The sequence below is a fragment of the Mesorhizobium sp. LNJC391B00 genome (assembly GCF_000502535.1).
GTDB lineage: Bacteria > Pseudomonadota > Alphaproteobacteria > Rhizobiales > Rhizobiaceae > Mesorhizobium.
The window spans coordinates 662,504-679,332 of the sequence record NZ_AYWI01000003.1; the positions used below are offsets into that span (position 1 = coordinate 662,504).

The following is a 16,829-nucleotide window of genomic DNA, read 5'->3' on the forward strand; positions in this document are numbered from 1 at the left end:
GACCGCACCCAGCGGGCTGCGGGACCCATCAGCTAACGGCCAGGTTGGTACCTCAAGGCGCATCAGCACCATGGATGTCACATTGTCCTTGTTGCGAGCGCGATTTCGGAACTTCGTTGTGACGCAGTCTGTGCACAGAGCGCACCGCTGTAAGCAAATGAGCGGACGAACGACACCCAGTGGAGGAGAGAAGTGATGCGGCGTCAAGATCCTCCGCGCTTTGCGGCAAACACACTGATCCCTCTTCACAACCCGGTCTTTCGTTCTATCTGGACAGCCACGCAGATATCCAGCCTTGGCTGGCTGGTGCAGAGCGTGGCTATAAGCTGGCTCATGGCGACGATTTCAGCCTCCGATCTAATGGTTGCGCTCGTACAGGCTGCATCGACACTGCCCGCGTTCTTCTTGTCGATCCTTGCTGGAGCCATTGCAGACAGCTTCAGCCGCCGCGGCGTGATGCTTGCCGGACACTGCCTTATCGCACTGGCATCCACGGCGCTGGCACTCGCTGTGGGACTGGGCTTTGTTAGTCCATGGCTGATCCTGGGACTGAGTTTCTTGGCCGGATGCGGCTTTGCCTTGAACGATCCAGCATGGCACGCGTCGGTAGGCGATATCCTGGAAAAGCGCGACATACCCGCCGCAGTGACGCTGATGTCGGTGGGCTACAACGTGGTTCGGAGCATAGGACCGGCGCTGGGCGGTGTAATCTTAGCTTTGCTAGGCCCCCTTACGGCTTTCGCCCTCGCTGCGCTGAGTGACCTGGTCCCGTTGAGCGCTGTTCTGCGCTCAAAGTGGCAAGTTCGCTTTTCGCCTCTTCCGCGCGAGCGGATGACTACGGCCATTCATGATGGCATGCGATTCACGGCAATATCCTCAGAGATCAGAGTGGCGATTGTGCGTGCAACCCTATTCGGGCTGTCAAGCATCTCGATCCTTGCTCTGCTCCCCCTCCTGGTTCGCGACCAGCTGGCGGGAGGGCCAATTGTTTACGGGGTGCTATTGGCTGGCTTCGGCACAGGCGCCTTCATAGCCGGCATTGGCAGCAGCTACTTGAGACGCATTACGTCCCAGAACCGATTGATCACGCTCGCATCCGTTGCTTGCGCAACGTGTTGCCTTTTGATGGCCCTCACATCGTCGGTGGCTGTGGCGGCGATCGCGCTTGCAATCGGTGGCGCTGGCTGGGTTGTCACCTGGACCGGAACCGACGTGTGTGTGCAGTTGGCAAGCCCAAGGTGGGTCGTTGGTCGGACCCTGTCCATCTATTACGCCCTGACCTACGGCGGCATGGCAGCGGGCAGCTGGATCTGGGGTGCTGTCGCGCAGTACTATTCGCTGACGTGGGCTTTGGAAGGTGCTGCAGCGGCACTGTTGCTGGTCGCGGCTGTGGGAAAGCTATTGCCAGTGCGGCTATGGGAGGAATCGGATCAAGCGGCCGTCGACTTCAGGCCACCAGAACTGGCCCTCCCTTTGAAGCCCAGGAGCGGTCCGATCGTGATCAAGGTGGAGTACTCGATACCCGAGGAGAGTATCGATGAATTTCTGAGCTGCATGCGCGAAAGGCGGCGCGTTCAGAGCCGCGCCGGTGCGCGGGACTGGACCCTCCAGCGCGACCTTCAGAAGTCGACGCTTTGGACCGAGACATTCCGCACGCCGACATGGACGGACTATCTTCGTCTAAACCATCGGCTGACGGTGAATGACAGGGAGGTAGGCGAGCGCCTTGCCGCTCTGCACATGGGTGATTCTCCGCCTCGCATCTCACTTTCAATCGAGCGGTCGACAAGCCCCGCCCCCGGCAGCCAAGTCCAGCCTGTGCCTTTTGTATCGCGCCCGTGAGATAACCAAGACTTGTCTGGGCTTGGACACGGAACGAGCTACTCCTTGATTTGTCGAGCCTGCCCGGATTGCAAATCGTTCCGGCCGGTTAGGCGAGCATGAGGATTCGCGCGGCAATTATGTCAATCACGGGTCCCATGTTCAGCCCGCCCCCCCTCTGCCGCCAGATCGGCTTGAGCACGGATTCAGGTCGCCCGTCCTTTGCATAGCGGCGGGCAACGAATAGCAAGGGGGCGGAGGGTATCCCCGTCTGCGAAGCGGGCAGAGGAGGAATCCGCAAGGCGGGTTGCTGGGGAGAGGGGTCGCGCGCCTCTTTCCGCCTCACTTAGAAAACGTGCGGCCAAGCACGTTCATGTCGGCCGTGGGCGGCCGCAACAATCCTACAAGGCGCAAGCGTCGTCACATATTAAGCGTAGCCGCGCGACAACCATCCGTGGTCACGCGCAATCCTGCGAATTGTCAAGCGGAGACAACGATCGCGGCACCAAGCAAAGTGGCGAACCCGATTCTGCTCGGGAGATCCCAAAGCTCTCCGAACCCTATTAGATCCATGAAGCGAAACACGGCGCCCTGAAGCAGGTAAAGCAGCAGTGTGCTCTGACCAAGCTCCACCGCAACAAAGCGAGCTACGCGAGTTGAATGGCCAACTCTCCAGCATAGGAACATAAGCTGCATTGTGACTGCAGAAGTTGCTACGGAGCCAATGAACATCAGCAACACTTGTCTCGCCGACTCTCCATCGTAGATCGAAACGAGATTGTTGTAGACGTAAGTCTCCCTTCCCCAAACAAGAAAGCACACTCACGGCGTGCCGAGCAGCTTGGCCAAGGAGCCGCACTGGGGCCTCCGGAGTGAGTGTTATCGCTCAAGCAGCCACGTCGGCGCGGCCTAAAATCTTCGATGAGCGCGTCAGGAGAGCGTCGATCTCCACATTTCTTCCAGGAGATCGTCCCCACATCATCATGGCCACGGCTCTAACGGGCTGGTGCCCTCCCTTTCCCGTTTTTTGTCTCGATGCTCGGTTGCGCCGCCCGCCGGGGCAAGGCAAAAAAATCGTCGAGGCTGAGCCCCCACTGCGGCTTCGGCGAAATATTCATCCACGGGTTCGCATCACCGCGGGCAGCGGGCGAGTTCGTCGATAGGAGTGCGGATGGAAGTAGGCGATGCACATCGTCACCAGCGGCTCAGATTGTGTGAGGTCCACGGCTCGCTGGTTTCCGCCGACGACGGCGCGGACGGCATCGGTATGCGCAGAGCGGGTCCGTCGGCTTGGCGTCAGTTTCGGGGCAAGGGGCTATTGCTGGTCGCGCGGCGCTGAGTTGGGCGGAAGGATCGACGGCGCAACCCGGGGCTCCCGCGCGACGAGCAGGTTTTTTTCCCGGTCTGACCTGGCCTCGACTCCAGATGTCGCGATGACCGACGTGGCCGGCGCGATTGAACGGGTCTCATGCCCAAAGCTGCCTCGGTGCCCAGTAGCGGCACCGCATGACCCACCCGGCGCTGCTCGAAGTAAACCGCGGCCAGCCAACATCCGAAGGTGCGCCAGACCCGATGTCGCGGCGGCCTGATGGCTCCGGCGCCGTGCCGCGGCAGAAAGCTGCCGATCTCGTCTGGCATGGTCGCTGACCGCATCGTCACCCGGGCCATCGCAGCGACTTTTCTCCGTTACAAAGTCCCCGCGGGACGGACTGCCAGTTCACGCCAGGGCCAACAGCACCCGCAGGGGCGACCGCCGCGTCTGCCGGTCCTGCGAGTAGAATAAGATCGGGAAGTGCGGCTTCATCCTCGATGCCAGAGCTCGCTTCGCCGTACCGCGGCCGCCATAGCCCCTTGCGCTATCACGAGTCAGCCCACCTTTCTAGCTGGCAGCCATCGGGAGCCGATCCGCAACCACAGGGCGGCACCTGTCGGCCCGGCTTCCGTGTCAACGCAGAACATGATGCATATTCCCAGCGCTTTTTGACAGAGCGAACTACAAAATGCAGAACACTGACTCTCCGCCAAATGAATGCTGCGAGCAAGCAGCAGGCGGAGGAACTCCGTCTGGGCTGAGTACCTGTTTCAACGTGAACAAATAAATTGTAGCCAGTTCACGAAACGCCAGGCCCGCTCCTCTGCCGTCCGATCGTCCAGGAAATCCCCTCGGCGCGCACCACGCCAGACACCTCCTTGCCGATATGATGCTCAAGCACCGGCCGCCAGGGCACCAGCGTGAACTCGCGCGATTTCTCGATGACAGCGTATTTTCCGCCGGCGAGCTCGACGCAGCGGCGCAGCGTACCGTCTATTCGATTGCCATGCTGCGCTTCAGAATACGAGAGCCCGAGTTCGTCCGAGAGCTGACTGGCAACACGGTTCAGCTCTCGTTGGCGCAGCATTGAAACCATGTTGGCGCGATAGATGACCCGATCCTGCGCATCACGGGCAAGACCTTGCGCGATCAGCCACTGCTGTCGGCGGGCCTGGACCTGACGTACTTCTCGACCGAAGCCAGAGTCGCGCAAGGACTCAGGGTGGGCTGATACCAGCTCCTGGTCGATCCAGGTGGCGCCGTCAAAGCCTACTTGGCTCTCCAGCGGCATTGATGAGAGCTTGTCGACGACAACAGGCTGGGCCCTCGCTCGTTGACGCTCGTAATCCGCGACGCGGTTGAGATGGTCGGGCGCGACTGTCCATGTGCCGTCCGGCTCGCGCTCGACGCCACCGGTCGCACGGCGGATCGCCTCCAGTCGCCGCACGTGCGTTTCGGCAAAGCGTTCGGTGGCCGAGGGGTCATGCTTGAGATGGATATCGATGCTGTAGCGCCCGTCGTTGACCGTGGCGATGCCGGCAATTGTGCGGTCGACTTTTCTTGGCCCGGTGTCCCTCGGCCTGATCCGCACTATGCAGCCTTCTGGTGTCGGTTGGGTGGCCTCGCCTTTGCCGATATCAAAATAGTGGCTTTTGCCGTCCACGCCGTCGACGACGAGGTAATGGCGGTCAGTGATTTCGTCGGCCAGCCCGCGCCCGACGACACGTCCGACCACGGTTTGGGCCGACCCGTCGGATCGATCGTGGATAAGATAGTCGGCGGCACTGCGGACGAGCCCCTTGCCGGTCAGCTCGCGATGGATGGTCTTGACAATGTCGCCGCGCTCGCCGATGCGGCGTAGCGTGGCTTCGAGATCATCCTCCAGGCGCCAGCGACCCGAAGGCATCTCCTCGGCGAGGCCCATCCGCTCGAGCTTGCGCAGGCGGCCCTGGTGCAGCGCCTGGCGAAAGGTGTCTCGGCTGGCTGGTGAGACATGCCCCTCGTCGCGCATGCGCATCAGCTGCCGGTCGATGCTGGTGAAGCGTTCCTGCTCCATCTCCTGGCGCAAGCGCTGCTCGATCTCGCGGTCGGTGCGCGGGCCAAGGTCGAGGCTAACCAGTTCGGCTGCGCGCTCGCGCAGGCCAGAGGAGATGTAGTCCCGCGCGATGACGAGGTTTTCGCCGTGATCGTCCCTGCCGCGCACGATGATGTGGGTGTGAGGATGGCCGGTGTTGAAATGGTCGACGGCCACCCAGTCTAGCCTGGTGCCGAGGTCTTCTTCCATTTGCGCCATGAGGCGCCGGGTGAGCAGCTTCAGGTCATCATACTCGATACCGTCTTCAGGGGCGACGATGAAGCGGAACTGATGACGGTCACCGTTCGCGCGATCGAGAAAGGCCCTGCCGTCCGCGTGGTCTTTGTCGGCAGCGTAGAGCTCGCCACGCTCGCCTTCCCGGGTGACGCCGTCGCGCTGGAGGTAGCGGAGGTGCGCACGAGCTCCGTCGACTCCCTTGCCGGCCAGCTTGACGATGCGTGCCTTGACGACTGCGCGCCGCTGCCGAAACGCCGCGTGGCGGTCGCGTGCTCTAAGAACGGCGGCAGCAGCCCCGCCGCGCCCCACCCGGCTTCCGATGAAACGGCTGCCGCGTCCGCTCCTGCCGCCTGCTCGGTTGACCGCGGCCTGGACCTGGCCAGCGTAGCGTTTGCCCGCCTTCGAGCCGCGCGAGCCAATTTTGCCGAGCCTCGGCGTGAATTCGTCATCCTGCATGCGGCCTCCGATGAACCAGCAGCAAAATCAGAGGCTTGCGCGCCAGACCCTCCTGGACCCGCAGGCAACCTCCCGGGAAAACGATGTGCAGACAAACACTTCGCCGCCTCAGGAGGCGATGCCTTTATCTTGCCTTCCGCGGACCTGCCTCCCTGCCCCCCGCCCGAACCGCGGTAGCCGCTGCCCTCACCTGCGATCCGGCCGGCCTGACCTTGCTCGCTCCGATCCGAGCGGCACCAGGAGGTGGCCATTCGGGCCGGTCACGGAAACACCGTTTCGGAGGAAAAACAGCGACTGCCCGGAAAGGATTCCCGGCGCGCTTTTGGAACGGGATTTGTCGGTGAGCGCGTCCATATCGGCGGCCGAAATGCCCGCCGCCTTGACCTCTTCCAGATACGAAACCGTCTCGCTGGGCAGTGGCCGCCCACGCTGCAAATGCTGTTCGTAGCGCTCCGGCCCGGCGTTATAGGCTGCAAACAGGCCTGGAAATCCGAAGCGGTCATACATGGCGCGCAGATAGGCAGTGCCTGCCAGAATGTTGTCGCGAGGGTCGTGCGGGGCGGCTCCCAGGCCAAGCTCTGCGCGCAACTCCTCGTAGGTGCCTGGCATCACCTGCATCAGGCCAATGGCACCGGCGGTCGACGTGACCGGCCGTCCATTGAGCCTTGTCTGCCCCCGGCTTTCGGCATCCATGACGGCATAAATCCAAGTCTGTGGAATGCTGAAACGCCGGCTTGCTTCGGCTACGAAGGGCTGCCATCTTGCAAGCTGCGGACTATGGGAGATGACGACCGGCTTCGTGTTGGTCGCCGCGGAACAGGAGCATGGTGCGAGAGACACCATGCCCAGCATCAGGAGGGTCACTCGGTCCATAGCGGCACGAGCCTCCCGATGATATTTTTGGTCGGCACCGGCCCGAAATAGCGGCTGTCGAACGAGCGATTTTTATCGCTGCCGAGTAGGAAAACCTCGGCATCGGCGAGCTTTCGGCAGGCATTCCACCAAGGCAGCGGACGGTGCTGCGTGTCGGTTGCAAGCCGGCGCGCGACAATCTCGCCGCCGATGATGATGGCGTCGCCGAAGGCGCAGACGTGCTCGCCAGCCAGCGCGGCAAGGTGCTTGACCAGCGGCACGTTGCTGGGCAGATAGAAGCGTTCGGCGGCCAGATAGACGACCGGTTTTGGCGGGCGGACGAGTACGAGATCACCAAGAGCCGGCGATCCGGACGCGACGCGATAGAGGCCGACCGGCGCACTCGCCGAGGCGTTCCAGACCAGCCAGGGCGATGGTTTGCCGAAGGCGGCGAAGCCGATCAGGGCAAGGCCCATCGTGGCCATGGCGATCGTCTTGCGCGCCCGAATGCGCCGCAGATGGCTGCCGATCAGATGGATGGTGGGACGCCGGCTCATGAGCGGCCTCCCTCGCCGGCCGAGCCGGAATCGTGCCCGCCGTCCTCGGGCCCGGTCTCCTGCGCGTGCCCCTTCGACCAATCGTCGAGTTCGTCGATGTGATAGCGGACATAGCGGCCGTGCTTGCGGAATTGCGGGCCGCCGCCTTTGAGGCGCATCTTCTCCAGCGTGCGCTGGGACAGCCCGATATAGAAGGCCGCCTGCGCGGTATTGAGAAACGGACTGCCCTTCTTGGCGCGGGCTGCGCGTTCGTTTTCGTCGTCCATGATGATCCTCGTTTCGCTACGGACAAGCCAAGGCGAGGATCGGCGAGCGAGATCGTTTTGGGGACGGGCGAAGAGTGGGGGGCGAGTTTTCGCCGCCCCCTTCGGCGGCCTCACGGGTCCTGAGAGAGGCCCCGCGCCGGTGGCGGCGCGGGGCTTTCCGGATCGGCCAGTCAGTCGACCGGGTTCCAGATGATGGCGTAAGTGTCGTCGTCATCTTGGCCGGCGGCGCGGCCGAGATTGGCGTAGAGCTTGCGGGGGCCAAACTCGGGGGCGGCAATCGACAGGCTCACATAGTCCTTGCCGGAGGTCTCGCCGGTGCGGATCCAGCCCGCACCCACTTCGATCCCTTGCGTCAGCACCCGGAAGTCGGGATGGGTGTCGGCGCTCTTTGCCTGATTGGGCACGATATCGATGTCGGCGCGGACGCTGAGCGTCTTGAGCTGGCCCTTGTAGCCGCCGTTTTCCTGTTTGGTGACGTATCCGATCGCGGTCATTTCCAGTCTCCTCTTGGTGCTCACAGGGGACCATTCCCCTGCGATGGCGGACCGTGATGGGCGCGTCCGGACCGCCGGAACCGGGACGGCCGCAGCGATAGCGGAGGACCCGCGCGGGCAGCTTTTTTGAAGCGAAGCGGCGCGAGGAAGCCGCCGCAGGCGGCGGGGAAAAAAGCTGCCGGCGAGGGTTTCGGGCGGGCCGGATCCGCCCATAGGTCGACAGCCAGCCGCAGGGGAATGGTCCCTGAGACACAATGGAGACAGGTGGCGCGATCGGTGACACAAGAAGCCGGCGGCAATGCAGAGCGCCGGCTGCGCGGGCTCTGTCGGCAACCGGATCGGACAATTGGCCCCATGCGCCTTTGGCGCCTCAGCAAGCAACCCGGCGCGGTGCGGGGCGGCCGAAATGGGGCGAACTGGCGTCGGAAATTCTCGCGCGCGGCACTGGCTCGACAAGACGCCCAATCGGCAGCCGGCTTGGCCCGTAGCGGCGCGCGCGACCTGAGCGGCGGTAATCGAGAGAACCGCCGCTCGGGCCCTGATCGACTATTCGCGCACGAACAGCGGCTGCACCTGTGTCCACTGACCGGCGGTGCGGAAGCCGCCGCGGCTGGTGTAGCTTTGGGCCGGGAATTTCATCCAGCGCGGCAGCCACGTCTCGACCCTGGGGCGGCCATTCTCGCCCGCCAGGAAGTCGCGGATGATGTTCTTTTGCGTCTTGACCTTCTCGGCGACATTGCCGTCCGCGACCAGCTTGCCGCCGAAGTCGGCCAGCATCGAATTGGCGATTTCCTTGTCGCGCAAGAGGTCGAAGAAGGCATCGTCCGGTTGCCACCATATGCCCATGTCGACGTTCAGGTGGTTGCCGAGCGCCTCGAAGACGGCGCTGCCGGCTGCAAGCGTCTCGGCCATGACAAGGGTGAGAACGCGCATGACATCGTCGTCGCAGAGCGCCAAGAGGCGCGCGAACACGCCGGCGATAGCAACGGCGTCGCCATTGCCGCCGGCGACCAAGCTATCCTCATCCGGTGATCCGAGCAGGGCCAATACCTCGCGCCGCTTTTTGCCGAATGCGGCTTCAGCCTTGCAGCCGGCAAGGCTGGCATTCACCGTCTCGTTGGCTGCGCGCTGCGGCTCGGGCCGCACCTGCCACAGGCCCGAACCGGTGACGGCGTGCGCCACCACGAGGCGCAGCGCCACGACGGGATGGTCGAGCATGGCCGCGCGCACGGCGGCATGGCGATGCAGATCGATATAGTTCTGCATCGGGCCGGTGACTTCGGGGCGCGGCAGCTTGGCGGCTGTTTCTTCTTGCTCGCCGCCCTCGCGGGCGCGGCGGGCTTCCTTGCGTGACAGCCAGCCCTCGTGACACTCGACCTCGCCGCGATGCGAGACAGTGATGACGATCTTGCCGCCCTTCTTCTTCGGGGTCTTCTCGTGGTCCCATGCGTGGAAATACTGGCCCGGTTCCAGCAGCACAACCTCGCTCCAGCCCTCGTTGAGATAGGTGTCGCGTTTGGTGGCAATCGCTTCGTTCTGCTTTTGCCAGAACAGGTCGGCATCGGCGAAATAGCTGTCCTCGCCGAACAGGTCCGAGGTGATCAGGCCGGGATACTCCTCGATGGCAAACAGCGCCACCTTGGTGGAAATCGACTGGCCGCCGAACAGCCATTGCTTCAATTGATAGCCACGCGGCGCGTATTGATCGGGATCGGCACAGAGTGCCAGCCAGTCCTTCTGCTGCGCCTTGGAAGCCATGGTGAGATGGCGCACCGTCTCGGTATCGATCTCCTCGCGNCTCCTCGCGCCGATAGGCTTCGCGGATTTTGGGAAAGAGGTCGCCAAGCGCCAGAATGCGTTTGACCTTGAGATCAGTGATGCCGAAGGTCACAGCGATGTCGGGAACGGTGCGGCCTTGCCTGACAAGCCGCGAAACGTCTCCCATTGCCATACTTCGTCAGGATCGAGGCGGGCGAGGTTTTCGATCAGGAAGCTTCGAGCGCATCGGCGTCGTCACCGTCCTCCATGATGGCGCAGGTCAAGGGATCGCCTTCACCGCGCTCGTCGGCAAGCGATTTCGCGGCGAAATAGCGCCGCCTGCCGGGTTGTCCCCGCCGCGGAGGCCGAAGGCCGACGCGGCGGGACGGTTTTTGCGCCTATCGGCGCTGCTGTTCCGCCGTGTCGGGCGGAAGCTCGGAATGGGGCTTTGATAGGGCGTCTGCTGCCTGCCGCAGCAGTCGCTCGGCCTCGGTGACGTGGCCGCAAAATGCGGGCGGCTTCGGCATGGACGGAGATCGGAAAGCGCGCCTGGAAATGCAGGTCGCGCTCTATGCCGAGGCCAAGCGGCCCTTTTACGGATGCAAGCTCGGCCAGACTGACGCTGCCAAGTTCGGGGAAGCCGAAGCCGAGATCGCAAAGACCGAACAGCGTGTCGCCATCGGCGTCGAGTTCGCTCAGAAGCGAGGTCGCGGCACCTGTCGGATCAAACAGTTTCACAACGGGAAAATGGTCGATGTCGGCGCCGGCGGCGCCATGGGCGAGCAGTCGTGCGCGCAGTGGATTGGTGATCAGGATCATGGAAAGACTCCTTGTCAGAACGGGTCGCGTTGACTTCTTGCGTCCGGCGGGAGAAAGGTTCACCGGACCTTCCTCTGATCCGCCTCCCCATTAGAGACCGACCTCGAGCAGCTTTGCGCCGCGCGCGGACACATCGGCGCGTCCATCAGGAGGGTTTGCCCGCGTGGTGATCGGCTGGACGCCGGGAATGAGCGTCTGCTCCTTTGCGGCGTCGGCTCGGTCGCGGTCAGTTGAGGATCGCGCATCGTCATGCCGCAATCCCTTCTTGCGCCTCGCCTTCCGCATCGGCCGGAAGGCCAAACAGGAAATCAGCGGCCTTTGAAGCTAGGCTGGCGGCACGGAATATAGCGCGGTTGTCCTCGCGCAGCACCTTCAGCCATGAGCCGATGTAATCGGCGTGACGCACGGTCGGCTCGATGCCGAGATTGCTGCAGACGAAGGCGGCAGTGATTTCGGCGACCAATTCTTCACGCGCGTAGGCCTTGGAGCCGAACGAGCCGGAGAGGTCGCGAGCAAGCCGCGTCGGGTGGCCGGTCCAGTGGCCTAGCTCGTGAAAGCAGGTCCGGTAATAGTCGATCTGCTGATGGAACGCTGGCTGCGGCGGCACCTGAATGTGGTCGCTGCACGGCATGTAGAAAGCGCGATCGCCGCCGACCCTGAAATCCGCACCGCTGGCGAGAATGAGCGTCTCGGCCTGCGGCACGATCTCGCACTGTGGCAGCGGCTCGGCAGGGGCATGGAGGTGTTCCGGAAGATTGTCGCATTGCGCGACATTGAAGACGGTAAAGCGCTTCAGAAAAGGCACGGCCTGTGGTGCATCGCCCTCGTGGCGTGCGCGCTCCTTCTCGTTCTTTGGGACAAAGCGGTCGGCATGCACGATCGTCGTGCCGCGCTCGCCCTTCCTGACATTGCCGCCCAGGGCAAGCGCCTGCCGGAAGGTCAGCCAATTCTGGCTGGGATAGCTGCGCTCGATGACGGCGCCCCACAGGATGAGGATATTGATGCCGGAATAGGTGCGCCCCGTGGACGCATTCCTCGGCAGGCCGAGGCCTGCTTTTGCGCTGCCCCATGGCTTGACCCATGGCACGGTGCCGCGCTCCAGCTCGGCAATGATGCGGTCGGTGATCTCCTGATAGAGGCTTGCGCCTGGGCGCCTGCCCTTGCCTGCGCCAGCCTCTCCGCTGGTGGTACGCTTGCTGTTTGCACGCATGTGTTATCCTCCGCTCGCCAATCGCCGCGCCTTTCCCCGGAAGCGGGGTGGGCGGCGAGTCGCGACCGGAAAGGCCCGCCGTGGTAGGCGGACCGCATCCGAAGGACCGGAACGAAGAGGAGGACCCTGAGCGGCACGCGAAGGGTTGCGGGCTGCCGCGGCGGGTCTAGAAGGGAGTGCCGCCCGCCCCGCGCCACCGGGAAAGGCCAACAGACAAACCGCGCCGCCCGCAAGGGCGGCGGCCGTCACAGCCCGAAGGGCTGCCCACGCCAAGGGGCGAAGCCGAATGGCCGAGACCGCCTGAGCTTGCCGAAGAAANGTCACAGCCCGAAGGGCTGCCCACGCCAAGGGGCGAAGCCGAATGGCCGAGACCGCCTGAGCTTGCCGAAGAAAAGCGGGCTCGGTTCACGAGCAACTGGTGCGCGTCGTCAGGCGCGCGGGCGCCCGCCAAGTTTTTTCGCACATGATCAGGCGCCGCAGTTACGTCGAGAACCAAAAGGCATCGGCGCCGTGCGCGCGGCTTCCTCCGAAAACCAGCGCTCGCCTTTCAACAAATTGAGGCGTTGTCCCACTCAATATTCCTGTCCGTGATCATGATAGATGCGGCGCGCCCGCTAGGACCGGAGGCTGGAGAGAATCTCGCACGGATCAGCGTCAAGGGCCGCAGTTATGTCGAGAAACTCGATGACATCGAGACGCCGCTCTGCGCCCTCGTACTTGGCCACGAAGGATTGGGGACGACCAAGCTTGTCAGCCAGCTGCTTCTGGGTCAGGCCTTTGGCCTTGCGCAGCAAAACCAGCCGGGCCAGGAACCGCTGGTGGCGGGGCGATCGAAGGGATTTGGGCATGGAGGCGAACCGGTCGGGTAAAGACCGGATCAGCGACTAATCCCGGTTTCGGATTATCCCATTTTGGGATATACTGCCTGTGCTCACAGGCGAGGTTCGCAGGCATGAATGGACCAATGGGAACAGATGAGACTCGAAGCTCAAGTTTGAGCGATGAAGTCCCCTGGTCGGAGAACCTCACGAGCTACGACAGGGAGCATTTCACGATCTACCTGCGGATCCTGGATGCCTGCGCCGAGAATGCCAGCGAAAAGGAGATGGCCGAGCGCATCCTCGGCATCGACCCATCCATTGACCCGGTCCGCGCCCGCAAAGCTCTTCGCAGCCATATCGACCGTGCGAACTGGATGGTGACGACCGGCTACAAGGAACTGTTCGCCGGCTGATGCAGAGCGCCCAATGCCACGTGTTTCGAGTAGGCAAGTCTCTGTAGCCAAATTCGGCAGCGCACGGCCGCGACAGCGGGCGCTGCGGGAGCGGTCACAACTGGTTCGCGTACTGTTTGACTGCCATTTCCAGTGCTTGCATCAAAGGCACAGCCTTGGAGAAGAGGAAGCCTTGGGCGGTTCGGCAACCAAGCTTGTGCAGGGTTTGCCGATCCGCCTCTGTTTCGACGCCCTCGGCCATGACCTCGATCCCGAGCATGTCACCGAGTTCGATGACGGATTTGACAAGCAGTCGGTCCTCTCGGGACTTGGCCAAGCCGCGAATGAAGCCTTGGTCTATTTTCACCTTGCGTATCCGACGGTCCTTGAGAGAAGCCAAGGTAGAAAAGCCGGTGCCGAAGTCGTCGAGCGCGATGGAAATACCGGCATGCGAAAGCCGTCCGAGCTTTTCATCCGCTCTGTCCGGATCCACCGGCGATTCTTCGGTAATCTCGATTTCGAACATCGTCGCAGGCAGGCCTCTTGCGGCCAGACCATCCAGAACCATGTCGTCGATATCGCCGGCTTCCAGTTCGCGCGGGGAAACATTCATCGCCACACGAATGTTACGACAGTCAGCTTTCACCAAGCCGTCGATAAAAGCACAACAGTCGGCGAATACGGTTTGCGTCAGCAGCTGAAGCATTCCGGTTTCGCGTGCGGCTGTGATGATTTCGGGTGGAGAGATGGCACCATGTGTCGGATGGGACCATCTCAGCAAGGCTTCAAAACCGACCACGGCCTCGGTGTCGAGTTTCACGATCGGCTGGAACCAAGGTTGCAATCTTCCCGTCTTTATCGCCGAATGAAGGTCCCGTTCGATGGACTGGCGGCGTTGGAGTTCCCGGTCGAGTTCGGCATCGAACAGGCAAAATTCGTTCCTGCCATGGCGCTTGGCCGTATAAAGGGCGATATCGGCCCGCAACAGCATTTCAGTCAGGCTCGACGTCTGCGCCAAGTATATCCCTATCGATGCCCCGACGCGCACGGACGCGACCCCGATATAGGGGCGAGCAATTTTGGCTATGATATTGGAGGCGAGATCACTGGCAGAAAGCGAAGCTCTCGTTGAGGGAAAAACCAGCACGAATTCATCGCCGCCAATACGAGCTAGCGTTGAGCCTTCCGGTGCTTCCTGCTCTATGCGGCGGGCGATCATGACAAGGAGTTCATCACCGGTCCTGTGACCGTAGGTGTCGTTGACAGATTTAAAGCCGTCCAGATCAATCAGCATTGCCACGAAGGGGCCATCCGCGGTCTTGAACCGACCGATGGCGTGTTCAAGGCCCCGCCTGTTGAGAAGGGCGGTCAAATGGTCCTCCCTGGAGTTGCGCTCCATTTCCGACGCAAGTCGCTCTGCCTCATGTCTCAGGCGGCTTGCTTCGCGGAAGCGCGCCTGCCCAACAAACGAAGCTCGGACCAAGCCGCCCATGAAGAGCAGAACGGTGAAAGCCAGAATGTAGCGTTCAAAATTGCCTTTCGCCAAAAGGCACGCCACCGTGATGAGGAGTGGAGGTGTGATGAAGCTGGTCGCCGCGGCGGCATACGAGCTGCCATATGTAACCGCACCAGCTGAAATGCCCGCCAGTATGACCAGATGCATCGGTGCTTGAGGTGTTGTGTATCCAACAGTCAGCACGGCCGGGAAGGACCAGGCAAACCCTGCCAGAAGGGCAAGGACGCCAAACATGCGAAGGCGCGGCAAAACGCCAAGCAAATCCTGATTGCGCCCCGTTTCCTTTAGCTGAAAACGGGCGAGTGCAAGCCGGGCGGCATTTAGCGCATTGACGACCAGGAACCAGCTTGCAGCGGCAAAGCCGCCGCCAGAAAGGGCCTGCACCCCGCAAATCAGGCCTGACAGGATCGCGCTTATCGGCATCGACACGAAGAGCCCGGCCCTCAGGTCAGCAAGCTGATCCTGACGGATTTTGGCCTCCAGCGATTCTTCTTTCTTTAGGGGTGCCATGAATGGACCAGCTTGCTTCCGTCATTGTTCGCGAGGACCAAACCTATGCAAGCCCACTGAAGGACGGGTTAACTACCCAGCGAGGGTAACCAGTGCGCTCACCATGCTTCGGGTCACACCTTTGGCTTAGCATTGCCGAATCATCAAGGTTTCGCCCGCGCGCGTGCCTTGATCCGAATCATGCCATGATCGGCAACGTCACCAGGAAGCAGCCTTGCCCGCGACGCTGCGAGCCAGCAAGATAAAGAAGCCGCGCCGAGACAGCGCTCCAGAGCGGTAGCGCTCTGTGCGATTCACCGCCTGAGCATGGCCGAAATGCCATGGCGGACAAAGGGAAGATGTTGGGCAAAGCGGAGCCCAGCATGTCTTGCAAGCCGTGCCGCCGGGTGCTCGCTTGAGTAAAGACCGACAAGCATGTTGGTGGCATGATAGAGCGGCGCCGCCGACAGCCGCAGCCGGCTTTCGTATCTGCCGAGCATGTCGGGATCGGCAATGTCGCGGCGGGCGCGACATGCTGTCAGTATTTTATGAGCGAGTTGCTTCTGGCCGCTGAGGCCGATGTTGAAGCCATGCGCGGTCACCGGGTGCATGCCGATGGCAGCGTCTCCTATAAGTGCCGCACTCGGTGCCGAGAACTTGTGCGCCCAGGTCGTGACCAGCGGATAGGCATGGCGGGTGCTTGCCAGGGTCATCTGCCCGAGGCGTCCTCGACACCGGTTCATCAATTCCATGAGGAACAATTCGTCATCGAGAACAGACAGTCTATCGGCCTCGATTGAGCGCAAAGTCAGAAGCAGCGACGACACGCCTTCCATGAGCGGCAACATCGCTATGGTCTGATGGTGGTCGAACCATTCGACCGCGATCTGGTGATGGAAGCGCTCGTGCCTCACTCGGCAAATCAGCATGGAGTGGCCAAGCGGATGGATGTTGGCGCCAATGCCGAGCAGGTCGCGCATCGCGGACAAACGCGAATCCGCTGCTACGAGCAGCCGAGCGGCCAATTGCCTGCCATCAGAAAGCGTTATGACCGCCTCGTCGTCGCTGGTTGTTGCATTCACGACCGAGTTGCCGCACAGCAGCCGGGCATGATCCTGGAAGTAGACAATTTTGAACAGGGCATCGCGGATCCGACAATTTGGGACCAGAAATCCGAGTGGTTCCCCAGATCCGCTGCGAGTATCGAAGCACAGGGCGAAAGGGCTCGATCCGTTGAGCACGCGCGCGCCATGAAGCGGTGATTTCTCAGATGCGGGCATGGCGTCCCAGGCGCCGAGCTCGCGAAGGATTCTCACCGATGCGTGCGTCAGCGCGATCTCGCGACCGTCGAAAGCCGGATTCGCCAGGCTGTCGAGCGACTGCCGTTCAACCACTGCCACCTTGAGTCGGCTCAGGGCGAGCGATGCTGCGAAGGCAAGTCCGACCGGCCCAGCTCCGACGACAATGATGTCGAATGTGTCGACAGAGCCGGCCATCAGCGTGCCGCCATAGCGGCTATCTGCGATACGAAGCGCTCTTGAAGCATCGCAATCACCCACGGTTTGCCGCTCATCTCCCCATCGTCGATAGACATGCGTTCTCCGTTGGAAGCCTGGTCAATGAAAACACGCCGACGAAGAGATAACGCTGATCTGGATCAACCAGGCTCGATAACCCGGCAACGGCGGGTTCACGGTCGAGTGGTCGATTGCCGTGAAAACGTTTGCATGTCTAGGCATTCTGAATGGTCGGCTT

At 62.2% G+C, this 16,829-nt stretch carries 12 protein-coding genes and 3 pseudogenes; 2 read left to right on the forward strand and 13 right to left on the reverse strand.

The genetic code is table 11. The features are described 5' to 3' along the window. Positions 1 to 195: 195 nt before the first annotated feature. Positions 196 to 1,842 carry an MFS transporter gene (locus tag X750_RS154025; protein WP_023704122.1) on the forward strand — a complete coding sequence of 549 codons (1,647 nt, stop codon included), beginning with the start codon at positions 196 to 198 and terminating at the stop codon, positions 1,840 to 1,842. 406 nt (positions 1,843 to 2,248) lie between these two features. Here X750_RS154025 and X750_RS1000000167515 read toward each other — a convergent pair. From X750_RS1000000167515 to X750_RS153975, 11 genes and pseudogenes are all read right to left on the reverse strand, one after another. Continuing rightward, a pseudogene (locus tag X750_RS1000000167515) lies at positions 2,249 to 2,643 on the reverse strand (nodulation factor fucose acetyltransferase NolL); the annotation flags it as partial. Positions 2,644 to 2,989: 346 nt separating this feature from the next. After that, a pseudogene (locus tag X750_RS1000000166825) lies at positions 2,990 to 3,103 on the reverse strand (SMC-Scp complex subunit ScpB); the annotation flags it as partial. 829 nt (positions 3,104 to 3,932) lie between these two features. After that, positions 3,933 to 5,900, reverse strand: coding sequence for a relaxase/mobilization nuclease RlxS (gene rlxS / locus X750_RS154010; RefSeq protein ID WP_023747243.1), 1,968 nt, complete (start codon positions 5,898 to 5,900; stop codon positions 3,933 to 3,935). 186 nt (positions 5,901 to 6,086) lie between these two features. Further along, complete coding sequence (locus X750_RS154005) at positions 6,087 to 6,773, reverse strand: lytic transglycosylase domain-containing protein (RefSeq protein WP_023747244.1); 687 nt, start codon at positions 6,771 to 6,773, stop codon at positions 6,087 to 6,089. Next, positions 6,761 to 7,309, reverse strand: a complete 549-nt coding sequence (locus X750_RS154000; protein ID WP_023747245.1) for a S26 family signal peptidase — start codon at positions 7,307 to 7,309, stop codon at positions 6,761 to 6,763. The genes X750_RS154005 and X750_RS154000 overlap by 13 nt, the downstream gene beginning before the upstream one ends. Further along, positions 7,306 to 7,575 (reverse strand): helix-turn-helix domain-containing protein, encoded by a 270-nt coding sequence (locus X750_RS153995; RefSeq protein ID WP_023672373.1) that lies wholly within the window; start codon positions 7,573 to 7,575, stop codon positions 7,306 to 7,308. The genes X750_RS154000 and X750_RS153995 overlap by 4 nt, the downstream gene beginning before the upstream one ends. A gap of 170 nt (positions 7,576 to 7,745) precedes the next feature. Then, entirely contained in the window at positions 7,746 to 8,069 is a 324-nt protein-coding gene (locus X750_RS153990) for a DUF736 domain-containing protein (RefSeq protein ID WP_023747246.1), read from the reverse strand. Positions 8,070 to 8,615: 546 nt separating this feature from the next. After that, positions 8,616 to 9,842, reverse strand: coding sequence for a chromosome partitioning protein ParB (locus tag X750_RS01000000162805; RefSeq protein WP_245271829.1), 1,227 nt, complete (start codon positions 9,840 to 9,842; stop codon positions 8,616 to 8,618). Between the two features lie 383 nt (positions 9,843 to 10,225). Further along, a pseudogene (locus tag X750_RS1000000164290) lies at positions 10,226 to 10,646 on the reverse strand (DUF2958 domain-containing protein). 247 nt (positions 10,647 to 10,893) lie between these two features. Beyond that, the gene (locus X750_RS153980) at positions 10,894 to 11,856 is read right to left on the reverse strand and encodes a zincin-like metallopeptidase domain-containing protein (RefSeq protein ID WP_023697813.1); all 963 of its coding nucleotides are present in this window, start codon (positions 11,854 to 11,856) and stop codon (positions 10,894 to 10,896) included. A gap of 614 nt (positions 11,857 to 12,470) precedes the next feature. Then, positions 12,471 to 12,704 carry a helix-turn-helix transcriptional regulator gene (locus tag X750_RS153975; protein ID WP_023708050.1) on the reverse strand — a complete coding sequence of 78 codons (234 nt, stop codon included), beginning with the start codon at positions 12,702 to 12,704 and terminating at the stop codon, positions 12,471 to 12,473. 104 nt (positions 12,705 to 12,808) lie between these two features. Between X750_RS153975 and X750_RS153970 the strand changes: the two genes are divergently transcribed. Next, positions 12,809 to 13,090: a DUF2285 domain-containing protein gene (locus X750_RS153970; RefSeq protein ID WP_081731646.1), complete on the forward strand. Its 282-nt coding sequence runs from the start codon at positions 12,809 to 12,811 to the stop codon at positions 13,088 to 13,090. A 94-nt stretch (positions 13,091 to 13,184) separates the two neighbouring features. Here X750_RS153970 and X750_RS153965 read toward each other — a convergent pair whose 3' ends face one another. Together X750_RS153965 and ubiM are read right to left on the reverse strand one after the other, a co-directional pair. Then, positions 13,185 to 15,095: a bifunctional diguanylate cyclase/phosphodiesterase gene (locus X750_RS153965; protein WP_023747248.1), complete on the reverse strand. Its 1,911-nt coding sequence runs from the start codon at positions 15,093 to 15,095 to the stop codon at positions 13,185 to 13,187. Positions 15,096 to 15,388: 293 nt separating this feature from the next. Then, positions 15,389 to 16,570, reverse strand: coding sequence for a 5-demethoxyubiquinol-8 5-hydroxylase UbiM (gene ubiM / locus X750_RS153960; protein WP_023747249.1), 1,182 nt, complete (start codon positions 16,568 to 16,570; stop codon positions 15,389 to 15,391). Positions 16,571 to 16,829 lie beyond the last annotated feature (259 nt).